Raw genomic sequence first — 17334 nt, 5'->3', positions numbered from 1 at the left:
ATGACGAAGTCTGCTGGCGGAGAATCCGTCGTCTCGACGTTTTGCCGCATCTGCGAATCACGTTGCGGTATCGACGTGACCGTCGGCGACGGGCACATCCAGCGGATCGGCCCCGACAAGGCCAACCCGTACTCGTGGCGGGACTTCTGCTCGAAGGGCCGCTCAGCGGCGGAGGTGGTGTACCACCCTCGCCGGTTGCGCTGGCCGCTGCGGCGAGTCAACGGCCAGTACCAGCGCGCCACATGGGCCGAAGCGACCGAAGACATCGCCACCAGGCTGGGTGCGATTAAGGATCGCTTCGGACCGGACGCGATCGCAGCGTATCTCGGAAACCCCGTGGGATTCAACGGCTCCAACGCCACGTGGTTCGCCACCTTCGTGCGCGCGTTGGGGACGAGCAACATGTTCTCGGTATCGTCGGTCGACCAGAACAATCTCCAGCGCGTGTGCTTCGAAATGTACGGACGTTGGCTGGTACCGCTGGTTCCAGACGTCGACGAGTGCGACTTCTTTTTGCTCGTCGGGATGAACCCGGCCGTGTCGACGTTCGGCTGGATCCACAACGTCCCGGACGGCTGGCGCCGGGTGTTGGCGCGCCAGGCCCAAGGTGCGAGCGTCGTGATCGTGGATCCGAACCGCACCCCAAGCAGTGCCAAAGCCGACCAGCACGTCGCCGTTTGGCCGGGGCAGGACTGGGCCCTGCTGCTCGCAATCCTCACGACCATCATGCGGGAGGGCTGGGCCAGCTTCCCGACGCAGCCGCCGCTGGCCGGAATCAGCGAATTGACCGAACTCGTCGAAGGCATCGACATCGCCGAGCTCTGTGCACGGTGCCGTGTCCCCCGCGACGTCGTCACGTCGATCGCGCGCGAATTCGCTTCCGCGAGAACGGCCATGTGCGTCGCACACACGGGAGTTTCCCACAGCGGCGAAGGCGTGCTGGCCGAATGGCTCAGTCACGTGCTCAATGCCGTGACCGGTCGGCTCGACACCGTTGGCGGTCGGCGTTTCGAGCCGGGCTACGTGCCCGTGGCGGGGCTGTTCGGTACCCGCCCCGCACAGCCAAGTCGCGTGCGCAAGCTGCCCGCGATCGCCGGAGCCCGCTCGCTGGCGGAGTTGGCCGACGAGATCCAAACTCCCGGTGAGGGACAGATCCGGGCGCTGATCTGCAACAGCGGCAATCCGGTCATCAGTGGACCACAAGGCCCGCGCCTCGCCGACGCGCTCGAGGAGCTGGACCTCATGGTGGTGATCGACATGGTTCAGCGCGAGTCCCACGAACATGCGGACTGGTTGCTTCCTGCGGCGCACTTCCTGGAGCGCGAAGACCTGCTACCCGTTTACTCGGCCTTCGAGGATCAGCCGTTCGCTCAGTTCGCACATGCGGTCGTGCAGCCGCCAGACGAGGCGCGCGAAGAATGGATGTTCTTCCGCGAACTGGCCGTGGCGCTGGGCCTTTCGCTGTTTGGCCCCGGAACCGAATCGATGGTGCCCTTAACCATGTGGAAGAACATGGTTAACGGAGGCGGCAAGCTGTCGTGGGATGAACTCGAAGCATCACCACACGGGGTGATCTACGGCGAAAAGCAGTACGGGCAGCTTGGCACGGCCATCGCCACGGCCGACGGTGCAGTACGACTCGCACCGGAGGCGTTCGTCGCACGTGTCCGGAGCCTCCTCGCCGAACCGCTAGCCGAGCCTTCCCCGGATCGGCCGCTGCTCCTGTCGAGTCAGCGCTGGAAGTCGTCGATGAACTCCTGGCTGAACGAAACCCCCACTGCGCTCCGTCGAGAACCGACCAACACCGTCTATCTCCACCCCGACGATGCCGCCAACAGTGCGATCTCCCACGGAGACACCGTGCGCGTGTCATCCGCTTCCGCAGCGCTCGAGTGCACTGCCGAAGTCAGCGCGGCGCCCCTACGCGGTGTCGCGATACTGGGCCATGGGTGGGGTTCGCGCATCTTCGATCCGCACGGCGGTGAACTGCCCGAGTCGCACGGCGTGAACCGCAACGCTCTGGTCGCGGATGCAGCGATCGATCCGCTGTCGGGGACACCGGCTTTCGGCATCGTCGAGGTCCGCGTCGAGCCGGTCGGCTGACGGCTGCGGCGTAGAACCTACGGCTGCACGAGCACCTTCAAGTGATTGCCTGGCTCGGTCACCAGCGCGTGGAAGCCCAGCTCCACCGCATCGTTCAAGGCGACGCGCGTCGACACGAAGCCTTCAGGATCGATCGCGCCGCTGCGCACCGCTTCGACGACCTGCGCGAAGTCGTCGCCGGCATAGGCATAGCTACCGACGTACGCGAGCTCCTTCTGCATCAGTACGTTGTCGTCGAAGACTCGCGGACGGGAGGCAGCTACCGCCACCGCGGTGCCTCCGCGGCGGAGCGCACGAAACATGGTTTCCAACGCCGTTGGCGCGCCGGAGGCATCGAACGCGACGTCGACACCTTGACCGCCCGTGACCGCGCGAACACGAGCGACCACATCGTCTTCCATGGGATTGACGACGGCGTGTGCGCCGAAGCCGTCTGCCGCAGCGCGCCGAGACGCAGTGGGCTCACTCATCACGATCGCTCCTGCCCCACGCGCCTTGGCGACGAGCAGCAGCGCCAGACCGATCGGACCGGCCCCCGAGATCAACGCGGTGTCACCGGGCCGCAACCCCGATCGGCTCACCGAACGCCACGCCACGGCCAATGGCTCGATCAGCGCGGCGGTCTCCGCGGTGAGCTCCGGCGGCATGACGTGCACGCGGTCCGCGGGCACCACGACGTACTCAGACATTCCGCCGCCCCACCCGTGGATTCCGATGAATCCGTTGGCGTCACAGAGGTTGGTGTCCCCGCGTCGGCACGCAGCACACGACCCGTCGAACAAAATCGGCTCCACCGCGACGAGCGCACCCGCGTCGATGTCGCCGACGTCGCCGGCCACCTCGGTCACCAGCCCCGAGAACTCGTGGCCGAGGATGTGCGGTCCACGCTCCCCCGTCAGCGGATGGGTGTACTCCTGCGGAATGGGTGATTCGCGAAGCAGAAACAGGTCGGAGCCGCAGATTCCGGCATGACTCACCTTGATCATGACCGTGCCAGGACGCAGCCGTGGGATGGGCACGTCCTCGAGGCGGATGTCACCGGGTCCGTGGAGTCGGATCGCGCGCATGGAGGTTCCTCTCGCCGAGCGACTCATCACGTCCCGGTCATGCTAGCCGGTCGTTCCTGGATCAGGCTGGTTCACTGCGCCGGGGCTCATCGGGATCGGTACCTCTGGGCCCGGGCAGGCGTATTCGGTGCCAGCGCCGCACATGTCGTTTCTCAGGTAGGTCGGGTAACCCCGAGGTGTGGGGTCTATCTGCAGTGCCATGAAGTTGATGGCGATGTTGAAGATCACGTAGATCACATTGAGGAACCCGATGATCGCGAACGTGCGTACAGCGGTCTGGGTCCGTTGTGAGACGGCCAGCGATTCTGCGCCGCGTTCGACCACTGAGCGCCCTTTGTCGTCGCGGAAGTACCGCAGGATGCCACTCGACGCCCATACGAAGCCCCAAAAGAGCGATTCATAGAGCGGGAACTGGTAGCGCTCGCCGCCCCACAGCGACAAGCTGTACACGGCGCCGTTGTAGGCGTAGAGAGATGTCCTGACCATGAACACCTCGTACGCCAGATCCATGAAGAATCCGGCGGTCATCGCGACGGTCACCAGACCTAGCACTCCCATGCTGGGTCGGATCTGCTTCGCCTTGCGCATCGCCGTTGAGATGGCAATGCTGAACAACAGGCAGGACAGGTAACCGAAACCCGACATCAGCAGTGGCGATGGCAGATTGCCGCCGTCGGGACTGATCCAGCCGGGGATCTGCTCCACCCAGGATCCGAAGCTGATCAGGTAGCTGTTGTAGAAGAACGTGGGGCGGATGTAGTTGAGGACGGGGTCCTGCCACATCACGCTGAACCACGCGATCAGCAGCATGCCGTCGAAGGTCAGTCGGCGCTCACGTCGCGCCTGGCGAACGGCCCACACGATAGCCGCTCCGATGGCGATGACCGTCGCGATCTGCACGAACCACGCCCAGAACTTGACGATGCCGGGCACCGCGTCGGCACCCGTCTGGGGATCATGGAATTGCGGTGAGCCAAACCATCGGATGTATATGTACAGCTGCAGGATAGTGAATGCGAGGCCAACCAACGCCCATGCCTTGACGGGCGTTATCCGCCTCGTCTCCGCTGGATTGGCCGCCGCCCCTTGGGTCGTTCCGCGCGGCTCCGTAATACTCATACCTGTTCCTTCTGTAGATGGGTAAGCGTCGCCCGACGTCGCGGTGAGCGGGCGTACTTGTTGGACTTGGACCGATCGGCCGCGCGCTCCGCGGTCAAAATCGCGTGATTGAACAATCGGTTGAGGTCAGTCCCGAGACCCTCGATGCTCTCGGCGCGACCGAAGCCGGATGAGCCAAATACCTTCTGCAGGTCTGAATCGCCGCTCTGTGAGCCCAGCGACAAGCAGACCGAACCGATTCGGCTGCTGCGCGCCTCGTCGAGGGCGCGCCGCGTGTCACCCATCGCATAGCCGGCCTCATACCCGTCGTCGTAGGGAAACCCATCGGAGAGCACCACCAGAACCTTTCGAGAGGTCCCCGAACGCTTCGCGAGGATCTCCGAAGCGTGCCTGATCGCTGCACCCATCCGCGTAAAGCCTGCCGGCGACAGACGCGCCATGTTCGTCCGCCACCGCGAATCAAGCGGCTTCTCAAAGCGTTTGATGGGATAGAGGTAGACGTTGGCCCTGCCTCGTGAGTTGAATCCGTAGATCGCCAACCGGTCACCGCGCATCTCCAGCGTGCGGGCAATCCGTGCCACGGCGTGCATCTGGGCCTCGGATGCACTTCGGCCGATCGCCGATTTTTCGGCGGTCGAACCCGATGCGTCGATGAGGATCAACACGCCCAAGTCACGGCCGAGCCTGCGTATGGAGGTATACAGGCGATCGTCGGGTGTCTGTCCTGCTCGTACATCGGCCCGCGCTCTCACGACCGCATCGAGGTCGAGTTCTTCGCCCTGACTCTCATGGCGAGACCGCCGCAGGTCCAAGTTGAATCGTCCGAGGGGATAGCGCAGCTGCATCGCGTCAACAATCCGGTCGCCTTCGCCTATCGGATCGAGTTCACGTACTACGCAATGGTTTTCGCGATAGCGACGTCGATAAACATCCCATTCCGGGTAACGGGCACCACCGTCGGACAGCGCATCTTCGGTCGAAGACGCGCTCGCGAGGCGCGTGGGCACCTGCACTCCGCCTCCGGTCCAGCGGCGGCCGTAGACGCTCTTCGTCGGGGAGTCGTCGTTGGCGCCTCCCCCAGCCTTGGCAGATTTGCGCGAGGCACCTGACAGGGCTGCGAACAGTCTTGCCAATCGGCCGTTACCGCCCAGCGGTGACGACATCAGCTCCAGGAAGCGTGATCGCTCAGCGTCTTCATCGTCGTCGGCGTCGCTCTCTTCGAATTTGGGTGCGCCAGACTTGAGCGTGATGGGCGCGGTCGACGACGTCGGGTTCTCCAACCGACGCAATAACGCCTTGGGGCGTAGTTCGCCGAGCGACGTGGGTAGCTCCACGACCATTCGTCGACTCATGGCAAATGCCAGCGACTCGTCTGCGGACCGAGTCGATGCCTCCGTATCGCCGACCAGGGGTATCGACATGGCAGGAATCAGCCCACCCAATTCTGTTGTCGCGCGGCGTGCTTCGAGCGCGAAATAGCGCCGCGTGAGGCGCGGATGACCTTTGAGCCGGTGAACCAGGTCGGGACGACAGGTGCCGGCGCTGAGGATGCTGGCATGCAGTACGACCACATTGACGACCTCGGACAGTGGACAGTCGGCAGGGACGAAGATCCTTTGAGCATCGGTATAGGCCAAGGTCGTAGCACCAGCCACACTGACCGCCAGACTGCGCCCAGCGATGGCGCTTGCGAGCAGTGAGTACCGCGCGATATCGGTTGCCAGCGGGACCCCTCGTGGCCCGTCGACATGAGCTGTATCACCGCCTAACACGGACCGAACTATACGCGGCCGCTACACTATGCACAATATGTAGCGTACAGCGCGTGTACCGGGCCTCAGCGCTAGGGCGAGGTTGGGTCAAGAGCCAGGGCACACTGTCGCTTGGAGGCAAGGTAGCCCGTAAGTTCGTATGTGGTGGCGGATTTCGTCCAGCTCGTAGTCAGGCTTGAACAGTAGGAGGATGAGGCTTACGTCCAGCAGCCACTGGATCATGTCGTCGACCGATATGTCCCTTCGAACGTAACCGTGCTCTTGGGCCTGCAATAGATATCGGGAGGTGACGTCGATCGCTCGCTGCTTGAAGCGTTCGGACATCCCTGCGGAGTGAAATGAGCCGCCCTCATTCCAGACGCCCATCACCTGTTTCAGACCTGGCGTTATGCGCACGTCGTAGACAGCGCCGGAGACGGCGTCGACAAGCTTGTCGGGAAATGGTTCCAAGCCAACGAGTTTCGTCTTGGCCCTCTGCATCAACGGTGCAGATCTCTGGTCCAGCAGCTCGACGATGATTGCTTCACGATCCGCGAAATGGCGATAAATCGTCACACGATGGACGCCGGCGGATTCCGCGATCGCAGCAACGGTGGAGCGTTCCAGTCCGAGACGGTCAACGCAGTCGCCGGCGGCAAAGATGATGCGATCTCTAGTCGACATCACGATGCCGGAGTTCACGGTCGACTGCCGACAGTCATCTGTCCATCCCATCGCGCCACCCGTCACGAACCGTGCGGTTGGTGAAGTGTTACTCCGCAGCGCCCATATAACTGTCGATCAGGACCCGCAGCCCTTCAGACATCTGAGGATCATCGGTCAACGGGGCGCCGAGGGCTCCCCACGCGGCTGATCGCGCATCGACGCCCGCGACCATCAGCCGGCCGGCAGTGACCAAAGTGCGCGTGGATGCCACTTCGCGTAGGCCCGATGCTTCGACTCGCCGGATGGCGGCCGCCATCCGCACCAGACGCTGTGCAGCCGCATGCGGGATGCCCGTCTCGTGCCGCAGCACCTCCAGCTCGACCTCCTCGGATGGAAAGCCAAGCTCGATGCCCACCATGCGTTGCCGAGTCGAGTCCTTGAGATCCTTCAACAGGCTCTGGTATCCCGGGTTGTAGGACACCACCAGCTGGAACTCGGGTGGCGCCTGAAGTGTGATATTCAAGCGGTCAATCGGCAGTATTCGCCGATGATCTGTCAGGGAATGCAGGACAACCGTCGTGTCCTGCCGGGCTTCGACGATCTCGTCCAAATAGCAGATCGCCCCGTTTCTCACCGCACGGGTAAGGGGGCCGTCGGTCCATACAGTGCGGTCGCCCTCGAGGAGGAATCGTCCCACGAGGTCTGACGAGGTCAGGTCCTCGTGGCAGGAAACCGTGATCAATTCGCGCCCGAGTCGGTAAGCCATTGCCTCGACCAACCGTGTCTTGCCGACGCCCGTCGGGCCTTTGAGCATGATCGGCAGCGATTGACGATGAGCCGCCTCAAACATCTCGATCTCGTTGCCGGACGGCGCATAAAACGGGGCCGTTGTAACGGTTTCCAAGGTCATGGTGACCAGATGATCCTTCCCGAGGTCGAGTGCTTACGCGCCCACCGCCGACAGGCGGCTCGGCCGTTGATCGGCTGCGGACCGAAACTGGAGCTGCACGAAGCGTACTACATATTCGGCATTCTGTAGCGTCCAAGATTGCTGTTATGGTCGCCGTCCGCTCCATGTAGCCGAGGGACCACACCCAACCACTGGCACTTCGATCAGCACCTGGCGCAATGCAAGGGTATAGACGGAATGCTACAACCAGTCTAATCTGTAGTCTTGATTCGGGGTTGCCAGCAATCCAGCCTGTCCACCACCAACACAGCCACGGATAATCGCAGCGCCGACCGATAGAGGCCTCCTGGCAGTGCAGTTCGAAGAACGGAGCTACGAAACATGCGACTCGGGACTGACAGATCGCCAACGGCACCCCGACATCACGAGCGTCGAAGTTCGACCGGCTCGCGCTGCGCGGATCGTCGAAATCAAATCAGTACAGCGCGTACCAACAGACCAATGGGGTCCTCGTGAAGTTCCATGTCGTCTTGCCCGGCTGTGTCCACACCCCGCCGCTCACCCAGCCCTGGGAACTCTCCCTCACTGGGCCGGATGTCGTGCGAGTCGCGCAGGCGGCTGATCGGCTCGGATTCGAAAGTCTGCTCATTCCTGAGCATTTCGTAGTGGGTGCCCATCACGCCGATACCACGGGAACTCATTTCCTCGACGCCACCACCGCACAGGCGGTAATGGCAGGCGCTACCACGCGTATCAAGCTCGGATCCATGTTGACGCTGCTCCCGTTGCACAATCCCGTCGTCATGGCGAAAGCCATTTGCACGCTCGACTGGCTCAGTGGCGGGCGTGCCGCCATGACTGTCGGTTTGGGCTGGCAAGAAGACGAGTACCACACACTCGGGGTTCCGTGGAGCGGGCGCGGATCGCGCATGGACGACTACCTCGGCGCCATGTTGGAGCTCTGGCACAGCGATAGTCCCAGATTCGAGGGCAAGCATACTTCGTTCGCCGACATCGTGTTTGAGCCCAAGCCGGTTCAAAGGCCGCACCCTCCGCTTTGGATTGGCGGCGATGTCGACGCGACGTTGAGACGGGCTGCGCGCTTCGGTGACGGATGGTCGCCCTGGCTCACACCGCCTGCAGAGATTCCCGAGAAGTTGGACCGCATCCGATCATGTCCTGAGTTCGATGGCCGTCCGTTCGCTGTGTTCTTCTCCCTCGCAGCGCTGAACATCGGCCTAGGCGGCGACGGACATTATGCCCGCGATGCGCACGCTGCGGGCAGTCCGCGAGAGCAACAACGGGTTATCGACGACTGCGGTCGGCTAGCCAAGTTGGGTGTGACCGACACCTGGGTTGCGCCACCACCGGTTAGCGGTATCAGCGAATACCTCGAGCACTTGCAGTGGGTTGCTGAGTGCGTCGCACCTGCGCTGGAGGGCGTGTGATGTCTGGTCCCGACACGTACACCGGTGTATTCAAGGGAGTGCATGGTGAGTGATCGCAACCAATCACGAGTCACAGTGGGGTGCTACCTCGATCCAATTACGCCGCTGTGGGCAACACGCGCGAACGTAGCCTCCGCCCGCCTGATGGGCGCGGACGACATTTGGGTAGGTGATCACGTCAGATCGGTGTTTCCGTCGACGGCTTGGAATCCGAAACTGTCACCGATGGCCCGTTTTATCCCATCGCTGGACGCGTACCTCGATCCGACGGTCGTCATCGCTCGATGGGCCGGACGACTCGGGATCACAATGGGCATGTCAGTGACGGACGCCATTCGACGCACACCGGCAGACCTGGCGCGGTCCTGGATGTCGCTGCACCACATGACGCGCGGTCATGCGGTGCTTGGAATCGGATCCGGCGAACACGAGAACGTCGTGCCGTACGGGCAGTCCATGGAACGGCGCGTTAGTCGGCTCGAAGACACCTTGTGCGCAATTCGAGAGGCATGGGAGTCCGGCGGGAAACCGCTCACCCATGAGGGTGAGTTCCACCGCTGGAAAGACGCAACATTCGCGCTTCCCAAGCGGCGCGGCACCACGCCGCCTGTCTGGGTCGCGGCGCAAGGACCCCGTGCATGTCGCGTCGCTGGCCGTTACGGCGATGGTTGGCTATACATACCCCTGACGGGCGTCGACGCCTGGCACGACGCTGCCGCGCAGGTCGTCAATGGAGCCACGGAGGCCGGCCGTGACCCCAACGCAATGACTCGCAGCCTGTACTTCGCACCGTTGCCGGCGCGCAACCGGGCAGCGATGCAGCAGATCGCGGCGCAGCCGATGGTCCACGCAATGGCGCTGACCCTTCCCGCGGCAGCGTGGACGGCGGCGGGAGCGCGGCACCCACTGGGCGACGACTACACCGGCTTCATCGAGCTTGATCCCAAAGTGCTCGAGTCAGAAAGCCTGCGAGAGTACGGAAAAGACATCAGTGTTGAGTTACTGCGCGAAATCATCCCGTTCGGCAATGCGGAACACATCGTCGAACAACTGCGCCCGGTGGTCGATGCCGGTGTGAATCACGTCATCATCTACAGCGCTGCCAGTGCGCTCAAACCGTCACTGGCGGCTGGAAGCTTGATCGAGCAGCGGCGGTTGATGCAAATGCTCAAGAAGCTAAAGCCGGGACTGTTCGGCAAGTAGGCGACGGTCTAACGAATCCGACTGGCCACCAGCGCGGGCATGACGTAGGTCTTGCAGACTTCCAGGAGCCTAGCGGGGCTGTCGTCTTCAGCGAGGTAGAGCCAGGAGTAGCACACCTGGGTTAGCCATCTGACCGTCTCTTCGACTGAAAGGTCCGCCCGCATCTCGCCCCGCTCTTGAGCCCAGAGGAGGTAGGGCCTTACTACGTCCTGCGAAGCTGCCCGGAATCGATCCGACATGGCGGGGCTCTTGAACGAGTCCCCCTCCTGTACAAGCGCCATTGCCTGGAGCACTCCCGGGATTTGCCGGGCCTCGTCGACAGCGGCTACTAGGACATACGCAAGATCGTCTGGAAAGCGATCCGCCTTGGCCAGTCGAGCGGCCGCGCGGTCCAACACCGGCCTTGACCTTCGCAACAGCACTTCCTCGAGAATGGAGTCACGGTCGGCAAAGTGTCGATACACCGTCACCCGGTGAATACCGGCGTAATCCGCTATCTCTCCAACGTTGACATTGTCGATACCGACCTCTGCGATGAGATGTTCGGCTGCGGCGATGATCCGGTCCCGAGTCGATGTAGCGGGCCGGGGCACCGTTCGAGCTTTCTTCGGCGCTGCCATTACTCCATTTGATCACAGGTTTCGCAAAGTGGAGGTTATGTCCGCCGCGTGCGCGAGCGGCGGCGCGTGCAACACACAACGACCTATGTCGCATATCCTGGCTCCGCGACCACAAATGGTTCGGGACGTACCGGGCCTCACTTGCGGACCTTGGCGCAATGAGACGTCGTACCTGACGACGGTGATCCGTCGCCAGACCGAGGGCAGGTGATGGCGAGCTACTCATCGACGCCGAAATACGCCATTGCACAACGGGACTGGCGTTGATAGCAACCACTATCGACCGATCACGATACGCGGACCTTTGCGGGATGAGCGTTCTCAGACCCGGCCGTACTCAGTCGCTATTACCCGACCCTTCTGAGTCGCCTCCGCTCTCTCCATTGCTGCCGGCGGTCAATTTGCCCACGGATGTCGGATTATTTGTCTCCGCACCGGAGGTCTCATGGGCCGTCGTCGACTTCGCCTGGACGGTGGCCGGCTGCACTGGTTTGCGAACTTCTGAATCATCTTTACGAACGGCGTCGATCGATGGACTAACGGCAGTCGTCGAATTCTCTTCGGTGTCGATGACATCGTCATGCGTATCGCCCGATGTGACGTGAGTCAATCCGATCTCACCACCGGCACCGGTTGCCGTAGTGGTCTTCTCGGGCTGTGAGCCACGGTCAGCCGTTTCACCGCCCGATGGTTCGTCGACGGGACCACTGGGTTTGCTCGCCAGCGAATTGGTCGACGTGACGTCTGCGCCGACTGCATCACCTGTGCTCAGGTCGTTGACGTCGTTCGCATCGAGAGTGAGAGGTATCGCCCTCGAGAGCGGTGCAGTTGTGAGCGGCGCTGGTGCCGCGTCAACCGCGGTTTCGACATGGGTCGACACCAAGGACGTTGTGCTGGTGGTCGATGGTGCAACGACTGGGTACGGTGTGCCGTCGTCCTTGATGTAGAACTTGAGGTTGAGGATTCCGGGCAGAATCTCGATGTATTGCTGGTGGTAGACGAGAGTGGACTTGTCGACGAGCCATGTGTCGCCGTTCTTCACGTACGAGTCTGTGTAGACGCCGTGGCCGCGTAGTCCGATGATGTTGAACGGGTCGGTGAGCCGGTCGTTCATCTGCCATACGCCGGTAGCCGTCGTTCCGTCGTCGGCCACCGTTATGACGGGGTTGTATCCCTCGTGGTGCGTGCTGATCGCAGTGAGAACCAACGCATCGAAGCCGACGAATTGGTTTCGGTCGTGAAAGACCGGCCCAAGCCCACCCGGTAAGGAATCGCTGGCGTCGATCAGCGCATTGGGAGTGAACTGCTGGTACAGGGCTATCCAGTTGTTCAGGTCGACGTTGGCGAAGTAGTCCATCTTCAACTGCTTGATTGCTTCGACATCCGGGTTCGCGTCCGCTCCTGCCTCAGGTCCAGCGACTGGGAAGGGTGTGCCGTCGTCCTTGATATAGATCTTGAGGTTGAGGATTCCGGGCAGAATCTCGATGTATTGCTTGTGGTAGATCTCGGTGAACCCACTTTCAACCCATGTGTCGCCGTTCTTCACGTAGGTGTCCGTGTAGACGCCGTGGCCGCGTAGTCCGATGATGTTGAACGGGTCGGAGAGCCGGTCGTTCACCTGCCACACGCCGGTAGCCGTCTTTCCGTCGTCGGCCACCGTTATGAGGGGGTTGTATGCCTCGTGGTGCGTGCTGAGCGGACCGAGAACCAGCGCATTGAAGGCGATGAATTGGTCTCGGCCGTGAAAGACCGGTCCAAGACCACCCGGCAAGGAATCGCTGGCGTCGATCAGCGCATTGGGAGTGAACTGCTGGTATAACGCTATCCAATTGTTCAGGTCGACGTTGGCGACGTAGTCCATCTTCAACTGCTTGAGTGCCTCGACCTCGGGACCAGAGGTCACCGCGGCTTGAGCAGTGAACGGGTATGTGCCACAACAGATGGTTGTCGCGGCACCGATGGTCGCCGCCGCGCGCAGTACGCGCCCGGTACGCGACTTGTGTGTCAATCGATGGTTGTTTTTCTTGGACAAGAGCTGACTCCTATGCCTTAGCCCCCCGCGAACTTCCCCTCGTGACTGGCGCTTTCGGGCCCAGGTCGAACCGAGTGTCTTGTCGGCGGCTTGTCGCACCGTTGGTGCGGACGGGCTGATGGTGCCGACAGTGGTGGGTTTTCGCGAAGAGGGACTGCGTTGTGTCGCACGTCACTTTTGACGGGCTCGTTAGAACATAGCGCGCGATGAACCAAAATGCTACATAAATGATACGGTGTAGCGTCAGCCAGCTCATAAGGAGAAAGGCTGGCGGGACATTGGAAGTCCGGCGGGTGCCGCTCTAGACGAGTTCGGCGACTGCTGGCTGAGTCCTCCTGCGCCCTAATACTTTTTGAAGGGAAGAGCACGTGACGAATGACAAACCCGGCGTCCTCATCGTCGGTGCGGGCGCGATGGGCTTGGTAATCGGCTACCACCTCAGCCTGGCTGGTGCCCAGATCACGTTTCTAGTGAGGCCGCAGCGATTGGCTGCGCTGGCATCGCCGCAACGCCTCTACAACTACCGCGACGGGCAGCTGAGAACTTTTAGCGACTACCGGGCCGTGGCGACCACGGCCGAGATCGATGCCCGTTCCCTGGACTACGTCCTGCTCACGCTCGACGGTTCTGCGATGCGAACGGTCGAAGGCAGCACGCTGCTCAAAGACATCGGCGCCGCATTCCAGGACTCGTCCGCCACACTGATGTTCGGTGGTGTGGCGGTCGGCCTTCGCGACCACGTGATACGACTCACCGGACTGCCATCGGAGCGGGTGCTCAGTTGCGCTCTCGGGCTACTCGCCCACCAGGTTGCCGGAGCGCAGCTGCCGATACGTCCGCCGACACGGCCTGAACTTCTCGCCCAGGCCGACGTGGCCTATGTACAGGGTTCGAACAAGCGCGGGATTGTGGTCGAGACGCGACCAACGCTGCCCGCCAAGAGGTTTCGTGAGTTGTACAACCGGTGCGGCATCTCGCGCTGTCAGCGAATGAACAGCGCCCTGTTTGAGATCGTCTGCAAACTGCCGTACCCACTGTTTGCGATAAGCGAGCTCGCAGGCTGGCCCCGAGCCGAGGTGCTTGCAGGCAACAAATCCTTGTGGCAGCTCAATCGCCGCGCACAGGGCGAAATCATGGGGTTGCGCCAGCACGGCTGGATCGGCCGGCTAATGCAGCACGTGATGACCGAGAGGGTTCAACGGAAGGTGGCGCTGAAAATGGAACACGATGCGTGGCCGATGGATCTGTCTGCCTTCAACCGCTTCCACCACGGCAATAAAGTGCAGCAGCAGAACATCGAGATCATGCGCGACTGTATTGCGGCCGGTGAACGCGACGGGTCTGCCATGTCGGCGCTAAAGGAGGTACTAGACCAGCTCGAGCACCACACCGCCACCAAGACGACCCGGTGAAAGCAGCCAACGTGACGGGTTGAGTTTCGTTGCGGTCCTGCCACATCACGCTCGACGCGATGAGAAGGAACACGCCGAAGCCTGGACGAACGTTCCAGATGGCTCAATCGGCTGACTGGCCAAACGCAATGTCACCGTTGAGGAAGCCTTTCCAGTCGGGGAATACTGATCTATCCACTAGTTCGACGAGTAGTCCATCCCGAGTCGCGTGATAGGCGAAGCCGAACAGCACGCCGTCGACCATTGCACCAGCGACGCATGAAAGGCCGTGCTTTTCGAGCTCCGCCGACTCTGCGACAAGGTCGTCCGCCCAGTATCCGAAGTGATGTATGGGCCGTGAACCACCGCCCCACATCGTGCCGGGCACGGCAGCAATTAGTTCCAGATGCGGTGACTCAACTGAATACACGGCTTCGAACCGCATCGGCTGAACGCCACCGTCAGGGCTCCAGATCGGCACCTCGGTGTCGATACACGGGCTCCAGCGAAGACCAAACAGGCCAGTCAACTCCTGCATGCTCCGATCGAGATCTTCGACGACCATTGCGGTGTGGAACTGGTTCTTTGCTTCCAGAATCACTGCTGTGCTCCTTCGCGGTGGTTGTGCACGAACCTGACATCCCTGCTGGCGGGTTGGCCATCCAATCGTCTTGCCCTCAACTCATCTCGAGGACCGACAGGCAGCATGACGGCCCGCGATGTGACCGAAGGTCAAGGCCAGAGCAATCGTGCAGCCTGCGCCGCCATAGAAGCCTCCCGTCGCGGCACCGCCGGCATTGCCGGCGGCGTTAGTTCTCGATACGCAAGACCATGATTCGGCACCCATGCCGCGCCACCGGAAATGGCGGTGGTACCGCCAATCAGCGGTTCCGATTCGACGACCAGGACCGCGCTTCCTTCCAAAGCGGCGGAGAGGGCCGCGACCAGTCCCGCGGCACCAGAGCCGACTACGGCGACGTCCACCCGCTGCGGCAGTCCCAACTGGCCCGCCGTACCGATGCTGCCGACCATCTCAGGCAGAGTCCGCCAGGTTGAGGCGGTCGAATGTCGGTTTCGCCGTTTCGAGTGCATCGACTGACGCCATATCCGGGCCTACTACCTCCTCTTTGGGGGTTGCCATGCCGCCTCCGAACTCAGGACCCATCTCCGTGCGCAAGAATGCTAACGCGAGCCTAGCGTAATGCTACATTGTTTAATGAATGTAGCTTGCAACGAGCTCGGGTCTTCTGACCCCGTTGACCGCTAATGCTCGCGCCCTCGAAATACGTTTGTCTTCAAGGACGCAACGCTGATGCATCCGACGTCTGCGTCATTTCGAGAGTGCACGACGGCAGTGAAACATTTGGTGACTCCGCCAGCATTCCTTTGCCTAGAACTACTTAGACGGAGCGCGGCTCAATCGAGCCGGCCCATGCGTCGTGCGAACCCCGTCAGCAAGTCCCTGAGCCCTGACGCCAGGTGGTTGCTGGCGTGCTCTCTTGCGAGCAAGTCCGCCACCCGGCGCAAGCTGTCGCTGCCGGCGGTGTCGGGTTCCTTCTCAAGGAGATCCTGGAGTCCGGCCGCTGCCGTCGCTGGCTGATCCCGCATCGCGTCGGTGATCCACAATTGACCCACGAGCCAGGTTTCGCACACGGTCCAAACTTCGACAGCTTCAACATCAGACAGGCCGGCGGACAGCAGCTTGGCCAGAATCGAGTCGATGATCTCAACGACACCGCTGGTTACATACACCGGGTGCCGCGAAAACACGTAGGCCGCAACACCGCGGTACTTGCTCAGCACATCGAAGGTGCACTGCCCGGTTTGGACGAGCCATTCGATCCAAGCCCCGTCGAACTCCGGCAGCTCGATTTCGGCAAGTACCGCGTCAGTCGTAACTTGAAGGAGTTCCTCACGGCCACCGGGGAAGTGGTGGTAGACGGCCATATGGGAAACGCCGAGAGCATGTCCTAGCGACCGCATCGTGAGTTCGCTCAGTCCATGCTCGGCGACAAAGCCGAGCAGCTTCTCCGTGAACGCGGCCCGGTTGAACCGTCCGATGTCCCCTGTGGCCACGCTACAAGCCTATTGGTAGCCCGAGCTGATCTGCGGTCGGACGGTCAACGAGTCGTAACCAAGACCATCCGGCACGATGACGGTCCCTTCCGGGTGCAAGTCAGCAGGCCGTGTATCCACTGTGGATCTCGCCGCTGGTGCGTAGGTCGTGGTGCGCTGCCGGGCCGGACGGCCGATGCCCTCGGCGATGGCGGCGAGCTCCGCCGCCGTCTTGGCCGATCCGTTCTCGGAGCCGGCCATCCGGGAGATGGTCTCCTCCATCAGCGTGCCGCCGAGATCGTTCGCACCACCGGTGAGCATCACCTGCGTGCGCTCGACACCGAGCTTGACCCAGCTGGTCTGGATGTGATCGATCCTGCCGTGCAACATGATCCGGGCCAACGCGTGCACGGCCCGGTTGTCGCGGTGCGTCGGGCCGGGACGGGCTCCGCCGGCCAGGTACAGCGGCGAGGACTGGTGCACGAACGGCAACGGGACGAACTCGGTGAACCCGCCGGTGCGGTCCTGGATGTCGCGCAACACGTTGAGGTGTCCGACCCAGTGCTTGGGGGTGTCGACGTGTCCGTACATCATCGTCGAGCTCGACCGCAGGCCGACTTCGTGCGCGGTGGTGATGACCTCGATCCACGCGGAGGTCGGCAGCTTGCCCTTGGTGAGCACCCAACGCACCTCGTCGTCGAGGATCTCCGCGGCGGTGCCCGGGATGCTGCCCAGCCCGGCCTCGCGCAGGCTGGTCAGCCACTCGCGGGTCGAAATGCCGCTGCGGGTCACGCCGTTGGAGATCTCCATCGGGGTGAACGCGTGCACGTGCATCGAGGGCACCTTCGCCTTGACCGCACGCACCAGGTCGGCGTAGCCGGTGACCGGAAGCTCGGGATCGATCCCGCCCTGCATGCACACCTCGGTGGCGCCGGCGACGTGCGCCTCCCACGCCCGGTTGGCGACCTC

General features: G+C 62.3%; 14 protein-coding genes and 1 pseudogene. 4 read left to right on the top strand and 11 right to left on the bottom strand.

Features of this window, described 5'->3' with window-relative positions; translation table 11 throughout:
- Positions 1-2103, top strand: coding sequence for a molybdopterin-dependent oxidoreductase (locus N536_RS0122640; RefSeq protein ID WP_029115703.1), 2103 nt, complete (start codon positions 1-3; stop codon positions 2101-2103).
- Positions 2104-2120: 17 nt separating this feature from the next.
- Here the strand turns inward: N536_RS0122640 and N536_RS0122635 are convergent, their stop codons facing one another.
- The 5 genes from N536_RS0122635 to N536_RS0122610 all read right to left on the bottom strand — a co-directional run bounded on the left by N536_RS0122635 (position 2121) and on the right by N536_RS0122610 (position 7616).
- A complete protein-coding gene (locus tag N536_RS0122635) occupies positions 2121-3170 on the bottom strand; it encodes a 2,3-butanediol dehydrogenase (protein ID WP_029115702.1) in 1050 nt (349 codons plus the stop codon).
- Between the two features lie 42 nt (positions 3171-3212).
- Positions 3213-4289 (bottom strand): spirocyclase AveC family protein, encoded by a 1077-nt coding sequence (locus N536_RS0122630; RefSeq protein WP_081809337.1) that lies wholly within the window; start codon positions 4287-4289, stop codon positions 3213-3215.
- The gene (locus N536_RS0122625; protein ID WP_155948689.1) at positions 4286-5926 is read right to left on the bottom strand and encodes a nitric oxide reductase activation protein NorD; all 1641 of its coding nucleotides are present in this window, start codon (positions 5924-5926) and stop codon (positions 4286-4288) included. The genes N536_RS0122630 and N536_RS0122625 overlap by 4 nt, the downstream gene beginning before the upstream one ends.
- A gap of 222 nt (positions 5927-6148) precedes the next feature.
- Positions 6149-6742, bottom strand: a complete 594-nt coding sequence (locus tag N536_RS0122615) for a TetR/AcrR family transcriptional regulator (RefSeq protein WP_029115698.1) — start codon at positions 6740-6742, stop codon at positions 6149-6151.
- Between the two features lie 70 nt (positions 6743-6812).
- Positions 6813-7616, bottom strand: coding sequence for a CbbQ/NirQ/NorQ/GpvN family protein (locus N536_RS0122610; RefSeq protein WP_029115697.1), 804 nt, complete (start codon positions 7614-7616; stop codon positions 6813-6815).
- A 512-nt stretch (positions 7617-8128) separates the two neighbouring features.
- Here N536_RS0122610 and N536_RS0122600 point away from each other — a divergent pair.
- Complete coding sequence (locus tag N536_RS0122600; protein ID WP_029115696.1) at positions 8129-9064, top strand: TIGR03619 family F420-dependent LLM class oxidoreductase; 936 nt, start codon at positions 8129-8131, stop codon at positions 9062-9064.
- A 45-nt stretch (positions 9065-9109) separates the two neighbouring features.
- Positions 9110-10267, top strand: a complete 1158-nt coding sequence (locus N536_RS0122595) for an LLM class flavin-dependent oxidoreductase (RefSeq protein WP_197040210.1) — start codon at positions 9110-9112, stop codon at positions 10265-10267.
- Positions 10268-10275: 8 nt separating this feature from the next.
- Here the strand turns inward: N536_RS0122595 and N536_RS0122590 are convergent, their stop codons facing one another.
- Together N536_RS0122590 and N536_RS40845 are read right to left on the bottom strand one after the other, a co-directional pair.
- A complete protein-coding gene (locus N536_RS0122590) occupies positions 10276-10887 on the bottom strand; it encodes a TetR/AcrR family transcriptional regulator (RefSeq protein WP_081809333.1) in 612 nt (203 codons plus the stop codon).
- A gap of 337 nt (positions 10888-11224) precedes the next feature.
- On the bottom strand, positions 11225-12790 hold the full coding sequence (locus N536_RS40845) for a nuclear transport factor 2 family protein (RefSeq protein ID WP_051574698.1): 1566 nt from the start codon (positions 12788-12790) through the stop codon (positions 11225-11227).
- Between the two features lie 497 nt (positions 12791-13287).
- Here N536_RS40845 and N536_RS0122580 point away from each other — a divergent pair, with 497 nt between their 5' ends.
- Positions 13288-14331 carry a 2-dehydropantoate 2-reductase N-terminal domain-containing protein gene (locus N536_RS0122580; RefSeq protein ID WP_029115693.1) on the top strand — a complete coding sequence of 348 codons (1044 nt, stop codon included), beginning with the start codon at positions 13288-13290 and terminating at the stop codon, positions 14329-14331.
- Between the two features lie 103 nt (positions 14332-14434).
- On the opposite strand, the gene N536_RS39180 is transcribed toward N536_RS0122580, so the two are convergent.
- From N536_RS39180 to cofH, 4 genes and pseudogenes are all read right to left on the bottom strand, one after another.
- Positions 14435-14911 (bottom strand): VOC family protein, encoded by a 477-nt coding sequence (locus N536_RS39180; RefSeq protein ID WP_051574697.1) that lies wholly within the window; start codon positions 14909-14911, stop codon positions 14435-14437.
- Positions 14912-15042: 131 nt separating this feature from the next.
- A complete protein-coding gene (locus N536_RS0122570; RefSeq protein WP_029115692.1) occupies positions 15043-15342 on the bottom strand; it encodes an FAD-dependent oxidoreductase in 300 nt (99 codons plus the stop codon).
- 384 nt (positions 15343-15726) lie between these two features.
- Positions 15727-16386, bottom strand: a complete 660-nt coding sequence (locus tag N536_RS40840; RefSeq protein WP_029115691.1) for a TetR/AcrR family transcriptional regulator — start codon at positions 16384-16386, stop codon at positions 15727-15729.
- A 138-nt stretch (positions 16387-16524) separates the two neighbouring features.
- Positions 16525-17334: pseudogene (gene cofH / locus N536_RS39170) on the bottom strand (5-amino-6-(D-ribitylamino)uracil--L-tyrosine 4-hydroxyphenyl transferase CofH); the annotation flags it as partial.

This window comes from Mycobacterium sp. URHB0044, from assembly GCF_000620625.1.
Lineage (GTDB): Bacteria > Actinomycetota > Actinomycetes > Mycobacteriales > Mycobacteriaceae > Mycobacterium.
Note: the sequence above shows the minus strand (reverse complement) of the source record. Positions and strands in the feature narration are given on the sequence as shown.

Bases quoted from the DNA above. Each gene is read 5' to 3' on its own strand.
- N536_RS0122590 (WP_081809333.1), bottom strand. From the start codon at position 10,887: ATGGCAGCGCCGAAGAAAGCTCGAACGGTGCCCCGGCCCGCTACATCG.
- N536_RS0122640 (WP_029115703.1), top strand. From the start codon at position 1: ATGACGAAGTCTGCTGGCGGAGAATCCGTCGTCTCGACGTTTTGCCGC.
- N536_RS0122635 (WP_029115702.1), bottom strand. From the start codon at position 3,170: ATGCGCGCGATCCGACTCCACGGACCCGGTGACATCCGCCTCGAGGAC.
- N536_RS0122610 (WP_029115697.1), bottom strand. From the start codon at position 7,616: ATGACCTTGGAAACCGTTACAACGGCCCCGTTTTATGCGCCGTCCGGC.
- N536_RS0122570 (WP_029115692.1), bottom strand. From the start codon at position 15,342: ATGGTCGGCAGCATCGGTACGGCGGGCCAGTTGGGACTGCCGCAGCGG.
- N536_RS0122630 (WP_081809337.1), bottom strand. From the start codon at position 4,289: ATGAGTATTACGGAGCCGCGCGGAACGACCCAAGGGGCGGCGGCCAAT.